This is a genomic window from Bacillus paramobilis (genome assembly GCF_038096195.1).
Lineage (GTDB): Bacteria > Bacillota > Bacilli > Bacillales > Bacillaceae_G > Bacillus_A > Bacillus_A mobilis.
Map to the genome: position 1 here is coordinate 1,518,274 of NZ_CP151108.1, position 26,242 is coordinate 1,544,515.

The 26,242-nt window shown below is 37.5% G+C and carries 23 protein-coding genes; 18 read left to right on the forward strand and 5 right to left on the reverse strand.

Annotated elements, in window-relative coordinates; all coding sequences use genetic code 11:
• The first annotated feature begins 54 nt into the window (after positions 1–54).
• The 8 genes from pyrB to pyrE are packed head-to-tail and all read left to right on the forward strand — an operon-like array spanning position 55 to position 9,568.
• Positions 55–969 carry an aspartate carbamoyltransferase gene (gene pyrB / locus AABL52_RS08045; RefSeq protein WP_000018864.1) on the forward strand — a complete coding sequence of 305 codons (915 nt, stop codon included), beginning with the start codon at positions 55–57 and terminating at the stop codon, positions 967–969.
• Positions 953–2,239 carry a dihydroorotase gene (pyrC, locus tag AABL52_RS08050; RefSeq protein WP_001108379.1) on the forward strand — a complete coding sequence of 429 codons (1,287 nt, stop codon included), beginning with the start codon at positions 953–955 and terminating at the stop codon, positions 2,237–2,239. The genes pyrB and pyrC overlap by 17 nt, the downstream gene beginning before the upstream one ends.
• Positions 2,236–3,333 carry a carbamoyl phosphate synthase small subunit gene (locus AABL52_RS08055; protein ID WP_000828667.1) on the forward strand — a complete coding sequence of 366 codons (1,098 nt, stop codon included), beginning with the start codon at positions 2,236–2,238 and terminating at the stop codon, positions 3,331–3,333. The genes pyrC and AABL52_RS08055 overlap by 4 nt, the downstream gene beginning before the upstream one ends.
• Positions 3,318–6,536, forward strand: coding sequence for a carbamoyl-phosphate synthase large subunit (gene carB / locus AABL52_RS08060; RefSeq protein WP_001126137.1), 3,219 nt, complete (start codon positions 3,318–3,320; stop codon positions 6,534–6,536). Before AABL52_RS08055 ends, carB begins: the two co-directional genes overlap by 16 nt.
• Positions 6,533–7,312 (forward strand): dihydroorotate oxidase B electron transfer subunit, encoded by a 780-nt coding sequence (gene pyrK, locus AABL52_RS08065; protein WP_341519140.1) that lies wholly within the window; start codon positions 6,533–6,535, stop codon positions 7,310–7,312. The genes carB and pyrK overlap by 4 nt, the downstream gene beginning before the upstream one ends.
• Entirely contained in the window at positions 7,309–8,238 is a 930-nt protein-coding gene (gene pyrD / locus AABL52_RS08070; protein WP_001081057.1) for a dihydroorotate oxidase B catalytic subunit, read from the forward strand. The genes pyrK and pyrD overlap by 4 nt, the downstream gene beginning before the upstream one ends.
• Entirely contained in the window at positions 8,223–8,939 is a 717-nt protein-coding gene (gene pyrF, locus AABL52_RS08075; protein WP_000083496.1) for an orotidine-5'-phosphate decarboxylase, read from the forward strand. Before pyrD ends, pyrF begins: the two co-directional genes overlap by 16 nt.
• Positions 8,936–9,568 (forward strand): orotate phosphoribosyltransferase, encoded by a 633-nt coding sequence (gene pyrE / locus AABL52_RS08080; protein WP_341519141.1) that lies wholly within the window; start codon positions 8,936–8,938, stop codon positions 9,566–9,568. The genes pyrF and pyrE overlap by 4 nt, the downstream gene beginning before the upstream one ends.
• A 116-nt stretch (positions 9,569–9,684) precedes the next feature.
• On the opposite strand, the gene AABL52_RS08085 is transcribed toward pyrE, so the two are convergent.
• Positions 9,685–9,939 carry a YbeF family protein gene (locus AABL52_RS08085; protein ID WP_087985066.1) on the reverse strand — a complete coding sequence of 85 codons (255 nt, stop codon included), beginning with the start codon at positions 9,937–9,939 and terminating at the stop codon, positions 9,685–9,687.
• Positions 9,940–10,105: 166 nt separating this feature from the next.
• Positions 10,106–11,491: a hypothetical protein gene (locus AABL52_RS08090; RefSeq protein ID WP_327973446.1), complete on the reverse strand. Its 1,386-nt coding sequence runs from the start codon at positions 11,489–11,491 to the stop codon at positions 10,106–10,108.
• A 156-nt stretch (positions 11,492–11,647) separates the two neighbouring features.
• Between AABL52_RS08090 and AABL52_RS08095 the strand changes: the two genes are divergently transcribed.
• Positions 11,648–12,013 carry a YoqO family protein gene (locus tag AABL52_RS08095; RefSeq protein WP_341519142.1) on the forward strand — a complete coding sequence of 122 codons (366 nt, stop codon included), beginning with the start codon at positions 11,648–11,650 and terminating at the stop codon, positions 12,011–12,013.
• Between the two features lie 15 nt (positions 12,014–12,028).
• Positions 12,029–12,397, forward strand: a complete 369-nt coding sequence (locus AABL52_RS08100) for a YoqO family protein (protein WP_341519143.1) — start codon at positions 12,029–12,031, stop codon at positions 12,395–12,397.
• A 36-nt stretch (positions 12,398–12,433) separates the two neighbouring features.
• Here AABL52_RS08100 and AABL52_RS08105 read toward each other — a convergent pair whose 3' ends face one another.
• Both AABL52_RS08105 and AABL52_RS08110 read right to left on the reverse strand, forming a co-directional pair.
• Positions 12,434–12,958, reverse strand: a complete 525-nt coding sequence (locus AABL52_RS08105; RefSeq protein ID WP_341519144.1) for a DinB family protein — start codon at positions 12,956–12,958, stop codon at positions 12,434–12,436.
• Positions 12,959–13,042: 84 nt separating this feature from the next.
• Complete coding sequence (locus AABL52_RS08110; RefSeq protein WP_098257923.1) at positions 13,043–14,113, reverse strand: M24 family metallopeptidase; 1,071 nt, start codon at positions 14,111–14,113, stop codon at positions 13,043–13,045.
• Between the two features lie 441 nt (positions 14,114–14,554).
• Between AABL52_RS08110 and AABL52_RS08115 the strand changes: the two genes are divergently transcribed.
• A complete protein-coding gene (locus AABL52_RS08115; RefSeq protein ID WP_341519145.1) occupies positions 14,555–15,718 on the forward strand; it encodes a lysozyme inhibitor LprI family protein in 1,164 nt (387 codons plus the stop codon).
• 50 nt (positions 15,719–15,768) lie between these two features.
• Here AABL52_RS08115 and AABL52_RS08120 read toward each other — a convergent pair whose 3' ends face one another.
• Positions 15,769–17,478, reverse strand: coding sequence for an Rqc2 family fibronectin-binding protein (locus AABL52_RS08120; RefSeq protein WP_000863265.1), 1,710 nt, complete (start codon positions 17,476–17,478; stop codon positions 15,769–15,771).
• Positions 17,479–17,582: 104 nt separating this feature from the next.
• Here AABL52_RS08120 and AABL52_RS08125 point away from each other — a divergent pair, with 104 nt between their 5' ends.
• The 7 genes from AABL52_RS08125 (at position 17,583) to priA (ending at position 26,238) form a co-directional block, all read left to right on the forward strand.
• On the forward strand, positions 17,583–20,306 hold the full coding sequence (locus AABL52_RS08125) for a calcium-translocating P-type ATPase, SERCA-type (protein WP_341519146.1): 2,724 nt from the start codon (positions 17,583–17,585) through the stop codon (positions 20,304–20,306).
• Positions 20,307–20,405: 99 nt separating this feature from the next.
• On the forward strand, positions 20,406–21,281 hold the full coding sequence (locus AABL52_RS08130) for a YicC/YloC family endoribonuclease (protein ID WP_000564116.1): 876 nt from the start codon (positions 20,406–20,408) through the stop codon (positions 21,279–21,281).
• 67 nt (positions 21,282–21,348) lie between these two features.
• The gene (gene remA / locus AABL52_RS08135; RefSeq protein ID WP_001251456.1) at positions 21,349–21,612 is read left to right on the forward strand and encodes an extracellular matrix/biofilm regulator RemA; all 264 of its coding nucleotides are present in this window, start codon (positions 21,349–21,351) and stop codon (positions 21,610–21,612) included.
• 13 nt (positions 21,613–21,625) lie between these two features.
• Entirely contained in the window at positions 21,626–22,243 is a 618-nt protein-coding gene (gene gmk / locus AABL52_RS08140; RefSeq protein WP_001257740.1) for a guanylate kinase, read from the forward strand.
• A gap of 2 nt (positions 22,244–22,245) precedes the next feature.
• Positions 22,246–22,458, forward strand: a complete 213-nt coding sequence (gene rpoZ / locus AABL52_RS08145; protein WP_000933965.1) for a DNA-directed RNA polymerase subunit omega — start codon at positions 22,246–22,248, stop codon at positions 22,456–22,458.
• A gap of 172 nt (positions 22,459–22,630) precedes the next feature.
• Positions 22,631–23,836 carry a bifunctional phosphopantothenoylcysteine decarboxylase/phosphopantothenate--cysteine ligase CoaBC gene (gene coaBC, locus AABL52_RS08150; protein ID WP_000911720.1) on the forward strand — a complete coding sequence of 402 codons (1,206 nt, stop codon included), beginning with the start codon at positions 22,631–22,633 and terminating at the stop codon, positions 23,834–23,836.
• Positions 23,833–26,238: a primosomal protein N' gene (priA, locus tag AABL52_RS08155; protein ID WP_341519147.1), complete on the forward strand. Its 2,406-nt coding sequence runs from the start codon at positions 23,833–23,835 to the stop codon at positions 26,236–26,238. The genes coaBC and priA overlap by 4 nt, the downstream gene beginning before the upstream one ends.
• Positions 26,239–26,242: the final 4 nt, after the last annotated feature.

Genomic DNA, 26,242 nt, shown 5'->3' on the forward strand with positions numbered 1-26,242 from the left:
TGTTATAAAAATACAAAAGTGGTAACATAAAAATCAGAAAGATGAGGGATGACGATGAGCCATTTGTTAACGATGAGTGAATTATCGGAAGTAGAAATTTCAGAAATCCTAAAAGACGCAGAAGATTTCGCGAATGGAAAAGAGAGCAAAACGACAGAGCAAACTTTTGTTGCGAACTTGTTCTTTGAGAATAGTACGAGAACGAGATTTAGCTTTGAAGTTGCTGAAAAGCGATTAGGACTTGAAGTTTTAAACTTTTCAGCTGATGCATCTAGCGTACAAAAAGGAGAAACTTTATACGATACGATAAGAACACTAGAATCAATCGGAACAAAAGCGGTAATCGTCCGCCATGAGCAAGATCGCTACTTCGATGAACTAAAGGATCAGGTAAATATCCCAATCTTAAACGCTGGAGATGGATGTGGAAACCACCCAACGCAGTGCCTACTCGATCTTCTTACAATTAAACAAGAGTTTGGAAGATTTGAAGGATTAAAGATTGCGATAGTAGGAGATGTTCGTCATAGCCGAGTAGCACGTTCTAATGCAGAAGCATTAACGAAACTGGGTGCAACAATTTACTTTGCAAGTCCAGAAGAGTGGAAAGATGAAGACAGCACATTTGGAACATACAAACCATTAGATGAACTTGTTCCAGAAGTCGATGTAATGATGTTACTTCGTGTACAACATGAGCGTCATGATCATTATGAAACAGACATTATGAAAGAGTATCATGAGAAACACGGATTAACAGTGGAAAGAGAAAAGCGTATGAAAGAAGGAAGCATTATTATGCATCCAGCTCCTGTAAACCGTGATGTTGAAATTGCAAGTGAACTTGTTGAGTGTGAGCGTTCACGCATATTTAAACAAATGGAGAATGGAGTTTACGTAAGAATGGCTGTACTAAAACGCGCCTTACCAAATGTATTAGGAGGAATGAAACATGAATTACTTGTTTAAAAATGGTCGTTATATGAATGAAGAAGGAAAAATCGTAGCAACAGATCTTCTCGTACAAGACGGTAAAATCGCTAAGGTAGCAGAAAATATTACGGCAGATAATGCTGAAGTAATCGATGTGAACGGAAAGTTAATCGCACCCGGATTAGTAGATGTACACGTACATCTTCGTGAACCAGGTGGTGAACATAAAGAAACAATTGAAACAGGTACACTAGCAGCCGCAAAAGGTGGATTCACTACAATTTGTGCAATGCCAAATACACGCCCAGTACCAGATTGCAGAGAACATATGGAAGACTTGCAAAATCGTATTAAAGAAAAAGCGCATGTCAACGTACTACCATACGGAGCAATTACAGTACGCCAAGCGGGTTCTGAAATGACAGATTTCGAGACGTTAAAAGAACTTGGAGCATTTGCTTTCACTGATGACGGTGTAGGCGTACAAGATGCTAGCATGATGTTAGCTGCTATGAAGCGTGCAGCGAAATTAAATATGGCAGTGGTTGCGCACTGTGAAGAGAATACTCTTATTAATAAAGGTTGTGTACATGAAGGGAAGTTTTCTGAGAAACACGGATTAAACGGTATCCCATCAGTATGTGAATCTGTACATATTGCAAGGGATATACTGCTTGCTGAAGCGGCAGATTGTCACTATCACGTATGTCACGTAAGTACGAAAGGATCTGTACGTGTAATTCGTGATGCGAAACGTGCTGGAATTAAAGTAACAGCAGAAGTAACACCTCATCACCTAGTGTTATGTGAAGATGATATCCCATCAGCTGATCCGAACTTTAAAATGAACCCACCGCTTCGTGGAAAAGAAGATCACGAAGCACTAATTGAAGGTTTATTAGATGGAACAATCGATATGATCGCAACTGACCATGCACCGCATACAGCGGAAGAGAAAGCACAAGGAATTGAAAGAGCACCATTCGGAATTACTGGTTTTGAAACAGCATTCCCGCTTTTATACACAAACCTTGTGAAAAAAGGAATTATTACATTAGAACAGTTAATTCAATTCTTAACAGAAAAGCCAGCTGATACATTCGGCTTAGAAGCAGGTCGCCTGAAAGAAGGCAGAACAGCTGATATTACAATCATTGATTTAGAACAAGAAGAAGAGATTGACCCAACAACATTCTTATCAAAAGGAAAAAATACACCATTCGCAGGTTGGAAATGCCAAGGATGGCCGGTAATGACAATCGTTGGTGGTAAGATCGCATGGCAAAAGGAGAGTGCATTAGTATGAAAAGACAACTTATCTTAGAAGATGGAACAGTATTAATTGGAAAAGGTTTCGGAGGAGAAATCGAAAAGTCAGGTGAGGTTGTATTTACAACAGGAATGACTGGATATCAAGAAACATTATCTGATCCATCATATTGCGGTCAAATCGTAACATTCACGTACCCATTAATCGGAAACTACGGCATCAACCGTGACGATTTTGAATCGATTCACCCATCTGTAAATGGTTTAATTGTAAACGAAATTTGTGATCACCCATCAAACTTCCGTAATGAAATTTCGTTAAATGATTACTTAAAAGAAAGAAACATCCCAGGCTTAGCAGGAATTGATACGAGAAAATTAACGAGAAAAATTCGTCAATACGGTACATTACGTGGACGTCTATGTAACATGGATGCAGATGTAGAATACATCGTGAGCCAATTAAAAGCGACAGTATTTACAGATCACGTGAAACGCGTATCAACGAAAGATCCATACCCAAGCCCAGGCCGTGGACACCGAGTTGTACTTGTAGACTTCGGAATGAAACATGGTATTTTAAGAGAATTAAATAAACGTGATTGTGATGTAATTGTTGTACCTTACAATACAACAGCAGAAGAGATTTTACGTCTTAGCCCAGATGGAATTATGTTAAGTAACGGACCTGGGGATCCAAAAGATGTACCAGAAGCAATTGAAATGTTAAAAGACATTATCGGTAAAGTTCCTTTATTCGGAATTTGCCTAGGACATCAATTGTTCGCTCTAGCATCTGGTGCGAATACAAGTAAGTTAAAATTCGGTCACCGCGGTTTAAATCATCCAGTAAAACATCTTGCAACTGGAAAAGTAGCAATTACATCTCAAAACCATGGTTACGCAGTAGAAGAAGAATCAGTTGGAAATACAGAACTTGAAATTACACATGTTGCTTTAAATGATGGAACAGTAGAAGGTCTTCGTCATACGAAGTTCCCAGCATTTACAGTACAATATCATCCAGAAGCTTCAGCAGGACCAGAAGATGCAAATGATTTATTCGAAGATTTCTTAGCAATGATTGAAAACTTCAAGAAAGAAGGGGAAGAGTTATGCCAAAACGCCTAGACATTAACACAATTTTAGTAATCGGATCAGGACCAATTGTAATTGGGCAAGCAGCAGAGTTTGACTACTCTGGTACACAAGCTTGTCAATCTCTTAGAGAAGAAGGTTACAAAGTAATCCTTGTTAACTCTAACCCAGCAACAATTATGACAGATACTGCAACAGCAGATAAAGTATACATTGAGCCTTTAACATTAGAATTCGTAAGCCGAATCATTCGTAAAGAACGTCCAGATGCAATCTTACCAACATTAGGTGGTCAAACAGGCCTGAATATGGCTGTTGAACTTGCAAAATCAGGCATACTTGAAGAGTGTGGAGTTGAAATTTTAGGAACAAAATTATCAGCAATCGAGCAAGCGGAGGATCGTGATTTATTCCGTACATTAATGCAGGAATTAAATGAACCAATTCCATCTAGTACCATTATTCATACGCTAGAAGAAGCACATGAATTTGTAAAAGAAATTGGATATCCAGTTATTGTTCGCCCAGCATTTACAATGGGCGGAACAGGTGGCGGAATCTGTAGTAATGAAGAAGAACTAATTGAAATCGTATCAGGTGGATTAAAACATAGTCCAGTAACACAATGTTTATTAGAAAAGAGCATTGCTGGTTGTAAGGAAATTGAATATGAAGTAATGCGTGATTCGAATGATAACGCGATTGTAGTATGTAATATGGAAAATATCGATCCAGTTGGAGTTCACACAGGTGATTCTATCGTTGTAGCACCGAGCCAAACATTAAGTGACCGTGAATATCAAATGTTACGAAACACTTCATTACGAATTATTCGTGCATTAGGAATTGAAGGTGGATGTAACGTTCAGCTTGCACTTGATCCACATAGCTTCCAATACTATGTAATCGAAGTAAACCCACGTGTAAGTCGTTCATCTGCACTAGCATCTAAAGCAACTGGATATCCAATTGCGAAGCTAGCGGCAAAAATTGCAGTCGGTTTAACATTAGATGAAATTATAAATCCAGTAACACAAAAAACATACGCTTGTTTCGAACCAGCATTAGACTATGTTGTTTCAAAAATTCCACGCTGGCCATTTGATAAGTTTGAATCAGCGAACAGAACACTAGGTACACAAATGAAGGCAACTGGAGAAGTTATGTCAATCGGACGTAACTTAGAGCAATCATTATTAAAAGCGGTTCGTTCTTTAGAACTGGGCGTTTATCACTTAGAGTTAGCGCATTTAAAAGAGCTTGATAAAGGGACAATGAAAAAACGCATTATAAAAGCTGATGATGAGCGACTGTTTATTGTAGCAGAAGCAATTCGTCAAGGGGTAACGAAAGAAGAGATCAACGATTGGTGTGAAATGGACTTCTTCTTCTTACAAAAAGTTGAAAATATCGTAAACATGGAACGCGAAGTAAAAGCACATGTAGGAAATATGGAAGTATTACAATCAGCGAAAGAAATGGGCTTCAGTGATCACTACATTGCAGCAGCTTGGAACAAAACAGAGCGTGAAATTTACGATATGCGCAAAGAAAGCAATATAACTCCTGTTTATAAAATGGTAGATACTTGTGCGGCAGAGTTTGAATCTGCAACACCATACTATTACAGCACATATGGTGACGAGAATGAATCGGTTAGAACAGATCGCAAGAGTGTTGTCGTACTAGGGTCTGGTCCAATCCGTATCGGTCAAGGTGTTGAGTTTGACTATGCAACAGTTCACTCTGTATGGGCAATTAAAGAAGCTGGATATGAGGCAATCATTGTTAATAACAATCCAGAAACAGTTTCAACAGACTTCAGTATTTCTGACAAATTATACTTTGAACCATTAACAATCGAAGATGTAATGCACATTATCGATTTAGAAAAGCCAGAAGGTGTTATCGTCCAATTCGGTGGACAAACGGCAATTAACTTAGCTGCTAAATTAGAAGCTCACGGTGTGAAAATCTTAGGAACATCACTTGAAGATTTAGACCGTGCAGAAGATCGTGATAAGTTTGAAGCAGCTCTAACACAGCTTGGTATCCCGCAACCAGTTGGTAAAACAGCAACGACTGTAGAGCAAGCGGTAGCAATCGCTGACAAAATTGGTTACCCAGTATTAGTAAGACCATCTTACGTACTAGGTGGACGCGCGATGGAAATCGTATATCGTCAAGAAGAACTGCTGCACTACATGAAAAATGCGGTTAAAGTTCACGCAGATCACCCAGTATTAATCGATCGTTACATGGTTGGTAAAGAAATTGAAGTAGATGCAATTTCAGACGGTGAGAATGTATTCATTCCAGGTATTATGGAACATATTGAACGCGCTGGAGTTCACTCTGGTGACTCAATCGGAGTATATCCACCACAAAGCTTATCTGCAAAACTGAAAGAACAAATTATTGAACATACAATTGCACTTGGAAAAGGTTTAAATATTGTTGGATTACTAAATATCCAGTTTGTAGTATTTGAAGATCAAGTGTATGTAATTGAAGTAAACCCACGTGCGAGCCGTACAGTACCATTCTTAAGTAAAATTACAGGTGTACCGATGGCGAATGTTGCAACGAAAGTTATTTTAGGTCAAAATCTTGTAGAGCAAGGATACGGAACGGGTTATCATCCAGAAGAGAAAGAAGTGTATGTAAAAGCACCAGTATTCTCATTTGCGAAACTACGTTCAGTTGATACAACATTAGGACCTGAAATGAAGTCAACAGGGGAAGTAATGGGGAAAGACTTAACACTTGAAAAAGCATTATATAAAGGATTAGTAGCTTCTGGAATTAACATCCCAACGCACGGATCAGTAATCATTACTGTAGCCGATAAAGATAAAGAAGAGGCGTTGGAAATTGCAAAACGTTTCCATGAAATCGGTTATAACTTATTAGCAACAGCTGGAACAGCACAATCGTTAGCAGAGCAAAATATCCCAGTACAAGTTGTAAACAAAATTGATTCTGAAGACTACAACTTACTAGATATTATCCGTCAAGGAAAAGCACAGTTTGTAATCAATACATTAACAAAAGGCAAACAACCAGCGCGTGATGGTTTCCGCATTCGCCGTGAATCAGTAGAAAATGGTGTGGCTTGCTTAACATCACTTGATACAACGAGAGCAATCTTACGAGTACTAGAATCTATGACATTCTCAGCTCATTCAATGAAAGAAATTACGCAAACAAAGCGTCACGAGGTGGTACATGCATGATGCAAAAGCAAAATATGATCGTCGTTAATCAAAAAGAAATCGCAAAAAACATTTACGAGTTAGTGCTTCAAGGAACGTTAGTACAGCAAATGAACGAACCAGGGCAGTTTGTACACATTAAGGTAGCAGAGGGCATTGGGCCCCTTCTGCGCCGCCCGATTAGTATTTGTAATGTAGATCAAGAGAAGAACGAATTTACAATGCTATATCGTGCAGAAGGACAAGGGACAAAAATATTAGCAACTAGAAAACAAGGTGAAATGGTAGACGTACTAGGACCGCTAGGACATGGTTTTCCTGTAGAAGAAGCAGAAGCTGGTCAAACAGCTTTACTAGTAGGCGGGGGAATTGGTGTACCACCACTTTATGAATTATCACAGCGCCTTGTTGCAAAAGGTGTACGCGTAATTCACATCTTAGGTTTTCAAACGAAAGATGTCGTTTTCTATGAAGAGAAATTTGCAGAACTTGGTGATACGTACGTTGCGACAGTAGACGGTACACACGGAACAAAAGGATTTGTCACAGATGTAATTGATAATTACGGAATTAACTTTGATATTCTTTATTCATGTGGTCCGTTAGCGATGCTTCGTGCATTAGAAGGACGTTACAAAGAGAAAAAAGCTTATATTTCTTTAGAAGAACGTATGGGCTGTGGTATTGGAGCTTGTTTCGCATGTGTATGCCACTTACAAGAAGATCCAAGTGGACATTCTTACAAGAAGGTGTGTAGCGACGGACCAGTATTTCCAATCGGGGAGGTTGTACTATGAACAGATTGCAAGTTGAATTACCGGGATTATCATTAAAAAATCCAATTATACCGGCATCTGGATGCTTTGGATTTGGTCGTGAATATGCACAGTTTTACGATTTAAGTGTACTAGGATCAATCATGATTAAAGCGACGACAGAACAACCACGCTATGGAAATCCGACGCCTCGTGTTGCTGAAACACCGGGCGGCATGTTAAATGCAATCGGACTTCAAAACCCAGGGTTAGAAAAAGTAATGAATTCTGAATTACCATGGTTAGAACAATTTGATCTTCCAATCATTGCGAACGTTGCAGGCTCACAAGCTGAGGATTACGTAGCGGTTGCAAAGGAAATTTCTAAAGCACCTAATGTCCACGCACTAGAATTAAATATTTCTTGTCCGAACGTAAAAACAGGTGGTATCGCCTTTGGTACAAATCCTGAAATTGCTGCTGATTTAACGAAGCGAGTAAAAGAGGTTTCTGAAGTACCTGTATACGTGAAGTTGTCACCGAACGTGGCAAACATTGTGGAAATTGCAAAAGCGATTGAAAATGCAGGTGCAGATGGTTTAACGATGATTAATACATTGCTTGGTATGCGTCTAGATTTAAAAACAGCTAAACCAATTTTAGCAAACCGTACAGGCGGATTATCAGGTCCTGCGATTAAGCCAGTAGCGATTCGCATGGTACATGAAGTAAGCCAAGCGGTTAACATTCCAATTATCGGAATGGGTGGTATTGAAACAGCGGAAGATGTAATTGAATTCTTCTATGCTGGCGCAAGCGCAGTTGCAGTAGGTACAGCGAACTTTATCGATCCGTTCGTATGTCCAACAATTATTGAAGAGTTACCAGCATTACTAGATGAATTAGGATTTGATCACATTTCGGAATGTCAAGGAAGGAGCTGGAAGCAAACATGTCACAGTCGTTAATTGTTGCACTAGATTTTCCAGGGAAACAAGATGTAGAACAATTCTTGCGCCACTTTGAAGGGGAAGAGTTATTTGTCAAAGTTGGTATGGAGTTATTCTACAAAGAAGGCCCTGCGATTATTACGTACTTAAAAGAAAAAGGACATAAAATCTTTCTAGATTTAAAACTTCATGATATTCCGAATACAGTAAAAAGCGCTATGCGTAGCCTAGCTAGTCTAGATGTTGATATGGTAAATGTTCATGCTGCTGGGGGAAGCAGTATGATGAAAGCTGCGATTGAGGGATTAGAGGAAGGTAAGCAAGAAGGAAAAGAGAGACCGATTTGTATTGCAGTTACACAACTAACAAGCACTTCGGAAGCTATGATGAAAAAAGAGATCGGCATTGAGAAAACGTTAGAAGAAGCGGTTGCTCATTATGCAAAACTAACGAAAGAAAGTGGACTTGACGGCGTTGTTTGTTCAACACTTGAAGTTCCAAAATTACGTGAAGTATGCGGAAATGAATTTGTAACAGTAACACCGGGGATTCGTCTTGCAAGCGATGATGTAAATGACCAGGTGCGCGTAGCAACACCAAAACGTGCGAGGGAACTTGGCTCAAGCTACATCGTAGTTGGACGTAGTATTACAAAAGCAGAAAATCCGCTTGAAGCGTATAAAACAGTAAAACAACAGTGGGAAGGTGTAACAGTATGAAAAAAGAAATCGCATCGCATTTATTAGAAATTGGAGCAGTATTTTTACAACCGAATGATCCATTCACTTGGTCTTCAGGTATGAAATCACCAATTTATTGTGATAACCGTTTAACTTTATCTTATCCAAAAGTACGTCAAGCAATTGCAGCTGGATTAGAAGAGTTAATTAAAGAGCACTTCCCAACTGTAGAAGTTATTGCAGGAACAGCAACTGCTGGTATTGCGCACGCTGCATGGGTAAGCGATCGTATGGATTTACCAATGTGCTACGTACGTAGTAAAGCAAAAGGTCACGGTAAAGGGAACCAAATCGAAGGAAAAGCTGAAAAAGGTCAAAAAGTAGTAGTAGTAGAAGACTTAATTTCAACTGGCGGTAGTGCAATTACATGTGTAGAAGCCCTTCGCGAAGCTGGATGTGAAGTATTAGGAATCGTATCAATCTTTACATACGAGCTTGAGTCAGGAAAAGAGAAACTAGAAGCAGCAAACGTAGCATCATATTCTTTAAGTGATTACAGTGCATTAACTGAAGTTGCAGCAGAAAAAGGTATGATCGGACAAGCTGAAATGAAAAAGTTACAAGAGTGGCGTAAAAATCCAGCTAATGAAGCTTGGGTAACGGCGTAACACGAAAAAAGACGACTGCGGGGGAACGCGGTCGTCTTTTTTATATCATTGTTAAAAATTCTAGTAAAGTTCCATCGACATCAAAGAAAATCATATATCAATCTTCTTGCTAATAACTATTTAGCGTTTTCCACAACTTCATATCCTCTTACAAACAATAGAGTCATATAAGAAACAATAAATGAGAAGATGCTGTACATGCCAACCCAAAAGAAAAATTTTGGAGTAAAGGCGATCACACCTATTATTAAAAAACTAGCAAACGTTACAATCGGCATGACGTAATACGTTTTCGTCTTGCGTGTTCCAATAACAGAAACGATAAAGATAAGTAATGGACAAATTAATAAGACGAAAATCAATTCATTCATAGTTATGTCCCCTTTTCGAATGGAAGTAATCTGTTTCTCGTAAACGTTTTGAAATAAATACTCTCTTAATATAATTTCGCTAACGTATACATAATCCCTTTTGAAAGTTGGTATTAAATGATTGGTTTCACAATGAAAAACGTAAGCAAGAGAAAAATTGCTTACGTTATAGAATAAACATCGCAACGATCGTGGTGACGATTAAGCCAATCACAACTGGTAAAAAGTTTCGGCGTGCGAGTTCAAATGGATCCACTTTACAAATGGCAGCGGCAGGAATAAGCGCCCAAGGAATTAAAGTCCCTCCCCCGGTCCATATTGCTGCAATTTGCCCGAGTGCTGTTAATGTAGCCGTTCCATGCCCAAGTGCTGTTCCAAAAAGGTTAGCAATCGAACCAGCAAGTGATATACCGGAAAAGCCAGATCCATCTAAGCCTGTTATGACACCAACGATAGTTAATGTTCCCGCTGATACATATTGGTTTAAAGGAACAGTTTGAGATAAGGCGATCCCTAAGTCGTTAATGATTCCATGTGAACCTTTCGGTAAATAGTCCCCGATAATTTTTACAAACCCGCTATCTCCTAAATAAAAGAGTGCAGCAATTGGAATAACTGGACCAAAGATTTTAAATCCAAACTGTAGCCCTTCTATAAAATAATCGGTCGTTTTATTTAGTCCATTACCTTTGTAGGCGATAAGGGAAATGATGATAATCATAATAACAGTCGTCCCGCCGATAAGTGCAGTTGCGTCGCTTCCTTGTAGTTTAAATTGAATCATGCAAAGGATATCGATGGCATATACGATCGGAATGCAAATAGCGAGCCATTTTTTTGTCCGAGGAGATAATGAAGTGAGCGTTTTAGAAGACTCAGTTGATGGAATAGATTCTTGTAAAGATAAGCCAGTATGAAATTCTTTTCGTAAGAAGAAAAATGCGACGGAAGTTGTCACAATACCCATAACGATTACGAGGGGAACACTGGCAGAAACAACGCTGGAAACAGGAAGACCAGCAGCGTCGGCAGTTAATTTTGGTGCACCTTGAATAACGAAGTCACCAGATAAGGCGATGCCGTGTCCGAATAAGTTCATAGCAATGGCAACTCCAATTGGCGGAAGACCGACGCGTACAGCGACGGGTAATAAAATAGCTCCCATTAAAGCGACAGCTGGGGAAGGCCAAAAGAAGAAAGAAATTGTCATCATCAAAAGGCCGATAATCCAGTAGGCGAGGGTAGGGGTACGAATCATTTTTGTAAATGGTGAAATCATCGTATCATTTATGCCGGTATGAACGAGTAGATTGCTCATTGATACGATAATGGAGATGATTAATATAGTTGGTAATAACTCAGTAATGGCGTAAATGAAACTCTGAAAAATACCGCTAACGGCAAGAGGGATAGAACTTGTAGCGGTTAATGCTAATAAGAAGATAAAAACGATACAAATAATCGTCGTATCTTTCCGGAGAATAAAAAAAGTAATAATAGTGAGTAAACAAAGAATATAGAGAGCATGTAATAGCGTTAATTCAACTCCCATAACATTCACATCCTTTAGGCATTCGTGTAGTTTATTGTATGAAAGCAGTGAAAGTATGTGAGTATAGGAAAAAGAAAAAGTGAAATTTCATGTACTGTAATGGTAAATGGATGTTACAATACAATTAATCCTAAAAATGGAATTAAAGGAGGGCTTATGCGTAAAAAAATTGGGTTTTGGGGATTTATCATATCTTGTAGTCTATTAATCACTTTAAATTTGTTTACAAACAATGAATGGATCAGTATCATACCTGTTCTCGGATTTGTTTTTGTACTTTTATATAACTGGGATGATATGAAACAATATAGTAAGAAAAGTATCGGAATTATGATAGGTATCATTGTTATTTGCTCATTTTTCGTAGGGTTTATTTTAATAGAAGGACAGAAGCAAATGGAGAAAATGTCTATTTTTCAAGAATGGATGTCGTCTGCAAAAGCTCTTTATATTGTAATTGTAGTAGTTATTTTTCTGAAAATTTTTATAAGCATAGCAAGTTACATATTAAAGGGAAAGTAGAATGGGGGAGTATGAATGAGAGAGAGAATAGGTTATTATGGCGTGCTCGTTTGTTTACTATTATCAGCTGTTTCAGGGCAATTTCTTAAAAGTGAATGGGTACCAGTTATATTATGTATAGGAGTATTAATTTTTGCACCTATGTATCGCTGGAAGGAATGGAAGGCATATAGCCGAAAAAAGAAAATTGTTTTCAGCATCGAGTTTGTCATTATAATTAGTACAATTCCATTTTTGTTATTGAAAGGAAATGAGATAATAGATGGAATTGTAATGTTTCAAGGGTGGTTATTTATTGCGAAATTGATATATTTAATATGCATTTTAATGTTGGTAGCGGTAGTCGCCAAAAAAGTAAATGAAAAGCTATTCGCTAATGAATAAAAGAAAATGCCACCTTATTCGGTGGCATTTTCTTTCTTACTTTACTGAATGAGCTTTTTGCATCTTTTTAATTAAACGAATTTGTCCGCGATGATTGATTTTATCTTCAAAAACGTGAAACCATTTAAAGTAGTTGTTTGCAGGTTTGTCATACCAAAATTCTGTCGTTTTAAATAGCCACTCATCAGGTAATGATTGAAAAGTCTCGATCGTTTTGGCACGTACTTCTTGTAATGTATTTATGTAAAATTCTATCGGGTTTCCTTTTATTTTCTCACGTCCAAGATCCCCTAACTCAATAGCAGGTAACCACTGTTCTAATTCAGCTTCCGTTGGTTCACGGTCTTCAAAAGTATGAATTTGGTAGTAAAATTCAATCGCGGCCATATGGTACAAAAGCATGCCAATTGAATTTGCTTCCTCATCATATAAGTAATCAAGTTCTTCAATTGTTAAACCTTCCACCGCTTGCATTGTTGTATAGCGAGCGTAATTCATCATGGAAACAAGTTTGGAAAATTCAGGCTGTAAACCATCTATTTTATCAATTACAAAATTCAAGTTTAATTCTCCCTCTTTAAACGATGACTCCAGAGAAAGAATTCTATGTGCAGAGAAAAACTCCTTTTAAAAAAGGTCATGATTTTAGCAAGGAATAACAATTAGTTCCCGATTTGATTTTGTAATAACTTCATATCCGTCTTTTGTAATGACGATATCGTCTTCAATTCTACAACCGCCCCAGTTCGGAATGTAAATACCAGGTTCAACTGTAACAACCATACCTTCTTCTAAAGTAGCCTTACTTTCTTGGGATAGGCGAAGAGGTTCATGTATTTCTAACCCAAGACCATGACCAGTAGAGTGTCCAAAATATTGGCCGTATCCATGCTCAGTAATGTAATCTCTCGTTATATCATCGATACTTTTCGCAGTTTCCCCAGGTTTAATTGCTTCCGTTCCACGCTTTAATGCCTCTAATACAACGTTATATATTTTTTTGAATTCTTCTGATGGCTCTCCGATGGCTACAGTCCGTGTTATATCAGAGCAATATCCATCGTAAAGTGCACCGAAATCTAATGTAACGACGTCGCCTCGTTCGATTATTTTATTTGATGCAACGCCATGAGGAAGTGAAGAACGAACGCCAGAAGCTACAATGATTTGGAATGAAGAGGATGTAGCCCCTTTTTTTCGCATGAAAAATTCTAACTCATCTCGTACATCATTTTCACTTATTCCTGGTTTTAGAAACGTAAGGATGTGGTGAAATGCTTCATCAGCAATATTAGCTGCGATTTTCATTGTTGCTATTTCAGGCGTGTCTTTAATAATACGAATATTTTCGATGATTTCGCACACTTGAACCATTTCCGCATGTACGTATTTTTGTAAGTTTTTATATTGTTGCAATGTCATGTTATTTTCTTCAATTCCAAGTTTTTGAATGTTTAATTTCGATACTTGATGTGCAATTTCTTGTTCTAAATTTCCTTTATGCATAATAATTTCAGCATCTTTTATTTGTGATTTCGCTTGATCTACATAGCGAAAATCAGTTATAAAAACAGCTTTATCCGCAGAGATTAAGACGACGCCAGCGCTACCTGTAAAGCCTGTTGCATATTGGCGATTTTCTTTTTTTGTAATCAGTAATCCGTCAATTTCATAGTTTTGTAGTTGATTTTGGATTTTATTAATTTTTAAAGTCATGTTAATTCCCCCTGTTCACAGTATTGAATAAAGCAAATAGCGTGCCAAAAAAATATTTTTAGAGAAAAAATAGCAGAAGTTGCATATATTTTAGGTAGGCAGGCAATTTTGCCCGCTATTTGTGGGTGGTGGGCTGCTCGTGAAATACAGATTATTTCAATTATCAGTGGGAGAATGAGAAAAATATCGATCCAAATTTCACTTTCTTCACAAGGTGTCAAAAAATTTATACAAATTCGAAATAGCAATGTCAATTTTTTTGACAATATGGAAGAAAAGGATAAGAGATTTTTTAGTATATATTTTGAAAGTATGTCCTTTGTTTTAATGTAAAATTAAATATATGAATATACAGTTGTTATTGATATAATAGGTAATTGTTGGATTTCTCTCGAAAATAGGGAAACGTAACGAATATGAAGGAATAAGGATTGTGAGTACATGAAGAAATTAAGTAAAGTAATGTCATTTTGCTTGGTGGCTAGTATGCTAGTTGTAGCAGGTTGTGAAAAAAGTGAAAACAAAGTTCAAGTAAATGAAACGATTGAACAGCTTGATGAAGCGCCAGAAGTGACAGAAAAAGAAGCGAAAAAGATTGTAAGAAAGAGTGTAGATGCAATAGCAAATGCATTTAGTGAGATGGAAAAAGAAAATGGATGGAGCCGAAATAATCCTGGAGATTTAGGTACAGCTAAAAAAGGCGTTAAGGGGCTAGTTTCAGATAAGTTTGTGGAGAAGGAGCTTCCAGGATTGCTTGATACATTTAATAGATCAAGGGAAACTGATATGTTACCATTTCCGATTCATATTGAGCCGGACGTGAGGACAACTTATTCACAGAAAAATGATGTTTTAAAGATTGAGACGCTTACTCTTGCAAATGATATGGGGAATGAAGCGGAGATGTGGGAATTTATTTTCGTATATACCGATGGAAAATGGTTAATGGATAGATGGTCATCAAATACGTCAGTAGATTTAAAGTTAACTAAAGAAGAAGCTAAAGAACTTCTTAGAGTACAAGGTTTCAAGAATGTCTCTTTTGTTAGAGAAGAGAATAGGGGAAATAAAAAATATGTTTTTAAAGAAAGTAACGGAGTAGTTGCTGTCGACGCCAAAAACTCGGTTATTACTCACAATGTAGATGATGAAGAGCAAGAAAAGGTTACGAAAAAAGATTTTGTTCAAGAGCAAGAAACAGTTAAAGGGAATGATTCTAGTACGTCTACTAGTTCAAAAAAAGAAACGTCGTCAGCAATAGGTGAAACTAAGGTTTTAAATGAGTTAGCTGCTTTAGAAAATCAAGAAAAACATACAAATGTTACGTCAACAAATGACATAGTAAATGAAATAGAAGGAAATTATCAACTGTGGGATAATAAACTAAATGAACTCTACAGTACATTGAAAAATACGATGTCAGCTGATGCGTTTCAGTCGTTGAAAACAAAACAAGTTGCATGGATTAAAGAAAAGGAAAGTAAGGGAAAAGCCATTGCTACGGATGAAAATAATGGGACGATGAAATATATTGAAGCTGCTGATGAAAAATATAAGATGACAAAAGCAAGGTGTTATGAATTAGTAAATGGGTATATGAACTAGTGAGAACGAATATAAAAATGCGTTGCTTATAAGCAACGCATTTTTTTTATTTATGCTTTTAATTTCATTACCGTATCAGCATCTGGTGTTACATATACAGTTTGCTGATTGTCGTACGTAACAAAACCAAGTTTTGCACCACTCGGTTTTTTGACATGGCGTATTTTGGTGAAATCTACAGGAACAGAACTAGAATCTTTTGCTTTACTGAAATAGGCAGCGATTTTAGCAGCTTCTAACACAGTTTCTTCGGTAGGTTCAAGAGAACGAATGACAACATGAGACCCAGGGATATCTTTCGTATGTAACCAAATTTCATCACGACGGGCAAACTTCGTTGTTAAATAATCATTTTGCTTGTTGTTTTTACCGACGAAAATTTCTGTTCCGTCACTAGCTAAATATTTGTCCAATACTGGTTTAGTAGGCTTTTTCTTTGCGTTTTTCGTTTTACGATTGCGCATATAACCTTCTTCAGCTAATTCTTCACGAATTTCTTCAATATCTTTTGAAGAAGCAGCTTCCATTTGTTGAAGTAAGCTATCAAAATAAAGAATTTCTTCATTTGTTTTTTCGATTTGTTCTTCTACAACAACAACTGAATTTTTCGCCTTTTGATACTTTTGGAAATAGCGTTGCGCATTGTCAGAAGGCGTTTTTAAAGGATCTAATGTGATCTTTACAGTTCCACCATTTTCATCGTAATAGTTAACGACTTCAATATCTTTATCACCTTTTTTCAAGGCGTACATATTGGCTGTAAGTAGTTCGCCAAATAGTTGATATTTATCTGCTTTTCCAGCATCTTGTAATGTTTTTTCTAGTTTAATGAGTTTTTTCTCATTTTTATTTTTTTCGTTTTGCATAAAGCGCTCTAAATCATAAGCTTGTTGTTTTACACGGTCGCGCTCTGCTTTTCCGAAAAAGAAACGGTCTAGCAATTCACTAACAGATGAGAATGCTTTGTCCTCTCCTTGCAAGTGTGCAAGAGGGAAAAGATAGAAGAATTCTTTCCCATTTGAAGTGGTCATCGTTGGTGAATATGTATGAGTTAGTAATGGTCGTTGTATGGAGAAAAAAGCGTCCGCTAATGCTTTTTCATTTACCATACCTGCTTTTTTCACTACTTCTTTTGCGAATAACGGCGATATCCCAGTAAAGGTGCCGACAAGCTGTTTATCCATGTTTCCAGATAGAAAGTCTAGTGGTCTAATAAATTCCTCATTTGTTTCAATCTGAAGTGGGTTAATTTTATGTTGTGCTGGTGGCGCAACATATTCAGCTCCAGCGTATACCGTTCGATGTCGGTTCACTGCTAAAGAAACGTGTTTTAAGCTATCTAAAATATTGTTTGTTTTTGTGTCTACTAAAATGATGTTACTATGTCGTCCCATTATTTCAATTACTAATGTTTTTAGCGATTCGTCACCAATTTCATTTCTGCTGCGAACTGTAATTTGAATAATGCGCTCTAAATCAATTTGTTCAATTTTTTCAATGAAACCACCTTCTAGATGCTTACGAAGAAGCATACAAAACATTGGCGGAAGTGCAGGTGAATCGTAATTTTGATTTGTTAAGTGTAAACGTGCATATGTCGGATGAGCGGAAAGAATTAGTTTTTGATTTTTTCCGTTTGCTCGAATATGTAATAAAATCTCATATTTTGAAGGTTGATATATTTTTGAAATTCTCCCCGTGTAAAGAGAATTTGCAATTTCATGTGTAATTGCTCTTGTAAATAATCCATCGAATGCCATAAAAAACACTCCTTTCTAACTAAAAGTTAATTATAGCATTTTTTTGGACGAGGCTGAATAAGCTTTCAATAGAGTATGTCTGGAATCAGGAGGTCGATAGCGGGATGAATTGGTATGGAATGCGCGCACACGAAGTGGAAGAAAGAACGAATACGAATGTGAAGGTTGGACTTACAGAGAAGGAAGCAGAAGGGCGAATAAAAAAATTTGGTACAAATGAATTAGATGAAGCCAAAAGGCCTTCTGCACTGATGGTATTTTTGGCGCAGTTTAAAGATTTTATGGTACTTGTTTTATTTGGTGCAACAATAGTTTCGGCTTTTTTAGGTGAATACATTGATTCTATTGCGATTGTTGCGATTGTTATTATCAATGGTATTCTTGGCTTTTTTCAAGAAAGAAAGGCTGAAAAGTCACTGGAAGCTTTAAAAGAGCTAGCCGCCCCGCAAGTTACTGTAATGCGGAATGGAAAGTGGGTAAAAGCACCGTCTAAAGCACTTGTTTTAGGTGATGTCATTAAATTTTCTAGTGGTGATCGTATTGGGGCGGATGTACGTCTTGTTGAGGCATCAAGTTTATATATCGAAGAATCAGCTTTGACAGGAGAGTCAGTACCGGTGCAGAAGAAGGTAGAAGCTCTGCAGGGGCAAGATGTTTCAATTGGTGATCAAAAAAATATGGCTTTTATGGGTACAATGATTACACGAGGAGCTGGCACAGGGGTCGTTGTAGCAACTGGTATGAATACAGCGATGGGCCAAATTGCAAATATGTTACAAAATGCAGAGCAAATGGAAACACCACTGCAAAGAAGATTAGAGCAACTCGGGAAAATATTAATTATTGTGGCTCTTATTTTGACAGCGCTTGTCGTATTAGCCGGTGTGTATCAAGGGAATGAAGTGTATCATATGTTTTTAGCAGGAGTGTCGCTAGCCGTTGCTGCTATTCCTGAAGGATTACCAGCAATCGTTACAGTAGCTTTATCGCTTGGTGTACAGCGTATGATTAAAAAGAGAGCAATTGTAAGGAAGTTACCAGCGGTAGAAACGTTAGGATGCGCTTCTGTTATATGCTCTGATAAAACAGGAACAATGACGCAAAACAAAATGATGGTAACACATATGTGGTCAGGTGGAGAGTTATGGAAAGTGACGGGTCAAGGGTATGAACCTAATGGCTCTTTTTTGAAAGGTGAAAAAGAATGCGATCCAGCAAAAACAAAAGCATTGTATCAACTACTCACATTTGGTTCACTATGTAATAACGCAAATATTATTCAAAAGAAAAAGGCATATGTATTAGATGGAGATCCAACTGAGGGAGCACTAGTAGCTGCAGCAATGAAAGCGGGGATAACGCGTGAGGCACTGAAAGGGAAATTTGAAATTATTCGTGAATTTCCATTCGATTCAACTCGAAAAATGATGAGTGTTATTGTGCGAGATAGAGAGGGGAAAAAGTTTCTTGTTACGAAGGGAGCACCAGATGTCCTCCTGCAAATGAGTCAAACGATTTTATGGGGGGATAAGCAACAACCGATAAGTGAGTTGTATAGAAAAGAAGTACAGGCGGCTATTCATAGTTTAGGTAGTCAAGCGCTTCGAACAATTGCAGTTGCATTTAAGCCATTAAAAGTAACAGATTCTATTGAACATGAAAGAGACGTTGAAAAAGATTTTATGTTGGTCGGGATACAGGGAATGATTGATCCGCCAAGATCAGAGGTAGAACAGGCTGTAAAAGAGTGCAGAGAAGCTGGTATTCGAACAGTGATGATTACAGGAGATCATAAAGTGACAGCAATGGCAATTGCGGAACAATTAGGGGTTTTACCACCTGGTGGACGTGTTGTTGAAGGAGTAGAACTCGCGAATATGGATGTAGAGGAACTAGAAAGTGTTGTAGAAGATACGTATGTATTTGCTCGAGTATCACCTGAACATAAATTGAAAATTGTTAAGGCGTTGCAAAATAAAGGGCATATAGTAGCGATGACAGGTGATGGAGTAAACGACGCTCCGGCTATAAAAACAGCGGATATTGGGATAGCGATGGGAATTACAGGGACAGACGTTGCGAAAGAAGCTTCTTCTCTTGTTTTGCTAGATGATAATTTTGCTACGATTAAATCAGCAATTAAAGAAGGTAGAAATATATACGAGAATATACGTAAGTTTATTCGTTATTTATTAGCATCGAACGTAGGAGAAATTTTAGTCATGCTATTTGCAATGTTACTTGCATTACCGCTGCCGATGGTTCCTATTCAAATTTTATGGGTGAACTTAGTTACTGACGGTTTACCGGCGATGGCATTAGGATTGGATAAGGCGGAAGGGGACGTGATGAAGAGAACGCCGCGTCACCCGAAAGAAGGGGTATTTGCTAGAGGGCTTGCCTGGAAAATTATAAGTCGTGGCTTTCTAATTGGAGCAGTGACGTTAGTGGCGTTTATTATTGCATATAATCAACACCCAAATGAGTTGAAATATGCACAAACTGTGGCGTTTGCGACGTTGGTACTTGCACAACTTATTCATGTATTTGATTGCCGAAGTGAACATTCTATCTTCCACCGTAATCCGTTTGGGAACGTGTATTTAGTAGGAGCGGTTATCATTTCTTTACTGTTAATGTTAGTGGTTATATATTACCCACCGCTACAACCGATCTTTAGTACAATGCCAATACAAGCGAGAGATTGGTTGTTAATTGGAGGTTTGTCATCAATTCCGACCTTCTTACTAGTAGGTTCTTTATTAACAGGGAAAAAGGGGAAGAAGGAAAAGCCAGTATTATATAAGAAGGGATTAAACTTGAAATAGTCAATGATATGAAAATGTGATATAATTTACAGAAGGTAGTAGAGCCTTGTCTCTATTACCTTTTTCATTGAGTTATTTCATGGCTTGGATGTGATAAAAATGATTTGTAGTATGACAGGATTTGGAAGATCAAAAGTAGAAAATGATACTTTTCAAATTACAGTAGAAATGAAATCGGTGAACCACCGTTTTCTAGAGATGAGTATTCGACTACCGAAGCAAATGATGGTATTTGAAGACAAAATTCGTAAAATAATTGCAGAACAAGTTCGGCGTGGACGCATTGAAGTGTCTATTAGTATAACGGGTGAAGGGCTTGTTGAAAGAAAATTAAGTGTGAATTGGTCGCTTCTTGAGCAGTACCAATCGATTATGGAAGATATAAAAGGGAAATTTCAATTACAAGATTCTAGTACACTTCAGCAATTAATGGCAATGCCAGAAGTAACAGCGATTGAAGAAGTAGAAAATGTAAATGAACAATTTGAGAACAGTTTATATGAGGCTGTTCGCCAAGCTGCTCATATGTTAAAAACGATGAGAGATGGCGAAGGAGAACGATTACATAAAGATATAGCGTATCGTTTACAAGAGATTCACAATTGTGTAAATGCAATTATTCCGCATGCACCGATTGTTACGCAAAAATATCGTGAACGATTAGAAAATCGCTTAAAAGAATTACATAATCAAGAACTAGATGAACAAAGATTGTTAACAGAAGTCGCAATCTTTGCAGAGCGTTGTGATATTCACGAAGAGTTAGTTCGTTTGCAAAGTCATTTAGAGCAATTTCGTGAAACACTGCAGATTGAAGAGCCTGTTGGAAGGAAAATGGATTTCATCGTGCAAGAGATGCATAGAGAAATTAATACGATTGGTTCTAAGGCAAATGACTTAACAATTTCAAAATATGTTGTAGAAATGAAAAATAACCTTGAAAAAATTCGTGAACAAGTACAAAATATTGAGTAGCTTTCAAAAAATATATAAAGTTATACGTGGTGGAGAAATCGGATAGACTTACTAGGAGGCGCAAACTATGGCCATGCGGTTTTTAAATATTGGATACGGAAATATTGTATCTGCTCATCGAATTATTGCTATTGTAAGTCCGGAGTCAGCTCCTATTAAACGAACAGTACAGGAAGCACGCGAACATAATGCTTTGCTTGATGCTACGTATGGGAGAAAAACAAGGGCGGTTATTGTTATGGATGATGGGCATGTGGTATTAAGTCCAATTCAGCCAGAGACGATTGCACATCGTTTGAATAATAAAGAAGATTTAAGTGAGGAAGGGTAGGTTTTACATATTTATGAGAAGTAGAAGAGGATTGCTTATCGTTCTTTCAGGGCCTTCTGGGGTTGGTAAAGGAACGGTTCGAAAAGAGCTGTTTAGTCATGAGGATACACGTTTTCAGTACTCCATTTCAGTAACGACACGTAAGCCACGTGAAGGTGAAGTAGATGGTGTGGATTATTTCTTTAAAGAGAGAGAAGAATTTGAGGAAATGATTCGTAATGAAAAATTACTTGAGTGGGCTGAGTTTGTAGGTAATTATTACGGAACACCGATTGACTATGTTGAAAAAACATTACAAGAAGGAAAAGATGTATTCTTAGAAATTGAAGTGCAAGGAGCAATTCAAGTTAAGAAAGCATTCCCAGAAGGTGTATTTATTTTCTTAGCACCTCCAAGTTTATCTGAACTAAAGAACCGCATTGTCGGCCGTGGTACAGAAACTGAAGATGTTATTGAAAATCGTTTAACGGTAGCGAAAGAAGAAATCGAAATGATGGACGCTTACGACTATGTTGTAGAAAACGATCAAGTTGAATTAGCTTGTGAAAGAATTAAAGCAATTGTGGTTGGTGAACATTGCCGCCGCGAAAGAGTAGCAAAATATTATAAAGAAATGACGGAGGGTCTATAATTATGTTAAATCCATCAATTGATTCATTATTAACAAAAATCGATTCTAAATATACACTTGTAACAGTAGCTGCAAAACGTGCGCGTGAAATGCAACTTGCTGATAACTGTGTTATCGAGCAACCTGTTTCTCATAAATGTGTAGGTAAATCACTAGAAGAAATCGATGCAGAAGTATTAAAATATGTACCAAGCGAAGGCAAAATCATCGATTAAGACATTCTTTTCGACAAATTAAAACATAGACTTTATAATTTTCTATGTAACGGTAACAACCTATTTACAAGTAGGTTGTTATTTTTTTACGATAGGGAAGAAATATTGGAACTGACGAGCTGGGAATTCTGTTTCAGTATTATAAGTTTGAAAAAGAAAGAGGACGAGCCATATGCTAAAAGGGAAAAAGATACTTCTATGTGTAACAGGAGGCATTGCGGTCTTTAAAGCGGCTGCGTTAACTAGTAAATTGACACAAGCTGGTGCTATTGTAAAAGTAATGATGAGTGAGTCGGCAATGAAGTTTGTTACGCCTCTTACATTTCAAGCACTTTCTCGCCATGACGTATATACAGATACATTCGATGAGAAAGACTCAGCTGTTATTGCACATATCGATTTAGCAGATTGGGCAGATATAGTACTTGTTGCACCTGCTACTGCCAATTGTATTGGGAAGTTAGCTGGTGGTATTGCAGACGATATGATTACAACTACTTTGTTAGCTACTACAGCCCCAGTGTGGATTGCACCTGCTATGAATGTGCATATGTATGAAAATAAAATTGTACAAAAAAATATGATGACGTTAAAAACGTTAGGATATACATTTATTGAGCCTGGAGAAGGTTTTTTAGCGTGTGGTTATGTAGCGAAGGGAAGACTAGAAGAACCGGAAGCAATTATTGCACGGTTAGAAGAGGCTTTTTCAGAACAAAAACCATTGCAAGGGAAAAAAATATTAATAACTGCTGGACCAACTCGTGAAAAGATTGATCCAGTGCGTTTTATGACTAATTTTTCTTCTGGAAAAATGGGATATGCAATTGCGGAAGTGGCAGCGAAATTAGGTGCTGATGTCATACTTGTTTCGGGACCGACAGCATTAAACCCACCATTACATGTAAATACGGTACAAGTGGAATCTGCACAAGATATGTTAGAAGTAGTTCTGCAACAGTATCAAAACGTAGATGTTGTCATTAAAACAGCAGCAGTTGCAGATTATCGCCCAAAATATGTTCATGATAATAAAATGAAAAAGAAAAATGGTGATGCTGTAATCGAACTTGAGAGAACAGTAGATATTTTAAAAACGTTAGGTGAGATGAAGGACAAACAGTTACTTATCGGTTTTGCGGCTGAAACGACAAACGTAGAGGAATACGCAACAAAAAAATTACGTGAGAAAAATGCGAATATGATTGTTGCGAACGATGTAAAGGCGCAAGGAGCTGGATTTGGTACAGATACGAACATTGTAACAATGTATAGAAAAGATGGAGAAGTTATAGAGTTGCCACTTTTAACGAAGAAAGAGGTTGCTCGTGAAATATTAAAGCAAATTGAAATGATGTTAGAAGATGATCGTCTATGAAATTTGCAAGTGTAATTGTTGATGTACCTGCACGTCAGACAGATCGACCATTTGATTATATTATCCCTAAAAAGTGGGAAGATATTGTCCAGACAGGCATGCGTGTAGTAGTTCCGTTTGGCCCAAGGAAATTGCAAGGATTTATTATTGGGATCAAAGATTCGGTTGAAGTAGAAAGTAAGAAGTTAAAGACAATCCATGAAATATTAGATGTAACACCAGTTTTAAACGAGGAATTATTAAAGCTTGGATATTGGCTTACAAGTGAAACGTTATGTTATATGATTTCAGCCTTTCAAGTCATGCTTCCAACGGCGATAAAAGCGACGTATAAAAAGCGTCTACAACTTCGTAAACAAGAAGAAGTAGCACCTGAACTACTGTTTTTATTTCAGGACAAAGAAGCGATAGATTGGGAAGTTATTGAGACGCAGCCACATCTATACCGCACGATTCAACAAGAAATTAAAAATGGCACGATTGAAGTTGTTTATCAAGTAAAAGATAAAGTGCAAAAGAAGAAACAAAGAGTCGTCCAACCGGAGTTGCCAGAAGATAAATTAGAATTAGCAGCATTTGAACTGAAAAGTAAAAAACAACAAGATGTACTCTATTATTTTGTGGAAAATTATAAAAGTGTGCCGTTGAAAGTGATAACAGAAGAGTTGCAAATAACAGATGCTCCGATTAAAGCACTTATTAAAAAAGGGCTCATCTCAGAAAAGTATGTGGAAGTATATCGGAATCCGTATGACGATGATGATTTTGAACAAACGAAACCATTCCCGCTTACGGAGGAACAAAAGCAAGTTATTACACCGATTTTATCATCAATTACAAATGAAACTTACAATCCATTTTTACTATATGGTGTTACAGGAAGCGGAAAAACAGAAGTATATTTACAATCTATAGCAGCGGTGCTTGCGAAAGGGAAAGAAGCTATTGTGCTTGTTCCTGAAATTGCACTAACGCCTCAAATGGTAGATCGTTTTAAAGGTAGATTTGGCTCGCAAGTTGCGGTTCTTCATAGTGCTCTGTCTGTTGGAGAAAAATATGATGAATGGCGTAAGATTTTAAGAAAAGAAGTGAAAGTTGTAGTTGGTGCACGTTCAGCCGTATTTGCCCCTTTTGAAAATTTAGGGATTATTATTATTGATGAGGAGCACGAATCGAGCTATAAGCAAGAAGATAATCCGAGGTATCATGCAAGGGATGTAGCTGTGTGGAGGGGACAATATCATAAATGTCCTATCGTTCTTGGTAGTGCAACACCGACACTTGAATCGTTTGCAAGAGCGAAAAAAGGTGTGTATGAATTACTAACGATGGAAAAGCGTATGAATGAACAAGCTTTACCGACAGTAGAGATTGTTGATATGCGTGAGGAACTTCGTGACGGGAATCGTTCGATGTTTTCGAAGGCACTGCATGAAAAAATAGCAGATCGATTAGAAAAGAAAGAACAGATGGTGCTCTTTTTAAATAGAAGAGGTCATTCTACATTTGTTATGTGCCGCGATTGCGGGTATGTTGTACAATGTCCGCATTGTGATATATCGCTGACATATCATAAAATGAACCATCGTTTAAAATGTCATTATTGCAGTTACGAAGAGAATATGCCGACTGCCTGTCCTGCTTGTCAAAGTACATATATTCGTTTCTTTGGTACAGGTACACAAAAGGTAGAAGAAGAAATTACAAAACTATTTCCAGAGGCACGAGTCATTCGAATGGATGTAGATACGACAAGTCGCAAAGGAATGCATGAAAAATTATTAAAGGCGTTCGGGGAAGAAAAAGCGGATATACTACTTGGAACACAAATGATTGCGAAAGGATTAGATTTTCCTAAAGTAACGCTTGTTGGGGTTTTAACTGCAGATACGATGCTTCACTTACCTGATTTTCGAGCGAGTGAAAAGACGTATCAGTTATTGACGCAAGTAAGTGGGCGAGCAGGCAGACATGAATTGCCAGGGGAAGTTATAATTCAAACGTATACGCCAGAACATTACAGTATAGAGTTAGCAAAGAACCAACATTATGATGTGTTTTTTGATCAGGAAATGCAAATGAGACGAACAAGACAATATCCACCTTATTACTATGTTGTACTTGTAACAGTATCTCATCCAGAATTATTAAAGGCAGTGCAAGTGACGGAAAAAATTGTCGGCCATTTACGGGCGCACTGCACGCAGCAAACGATGGTGTTAGGACCGGTTGCTTCAGCAATTCCAAGGATAAAAGATAGATATCGTTATCAATGCATGATAAAATACAAACGGGAACCAAACTTAAAGAACGTGCTCAAAATGGTAAATGAACATTATCAAGCAGAAATGCAAAAAGAGCTACAAATCTCAATTGATTTTAATCCAACAATGTTAATGTAGCGGA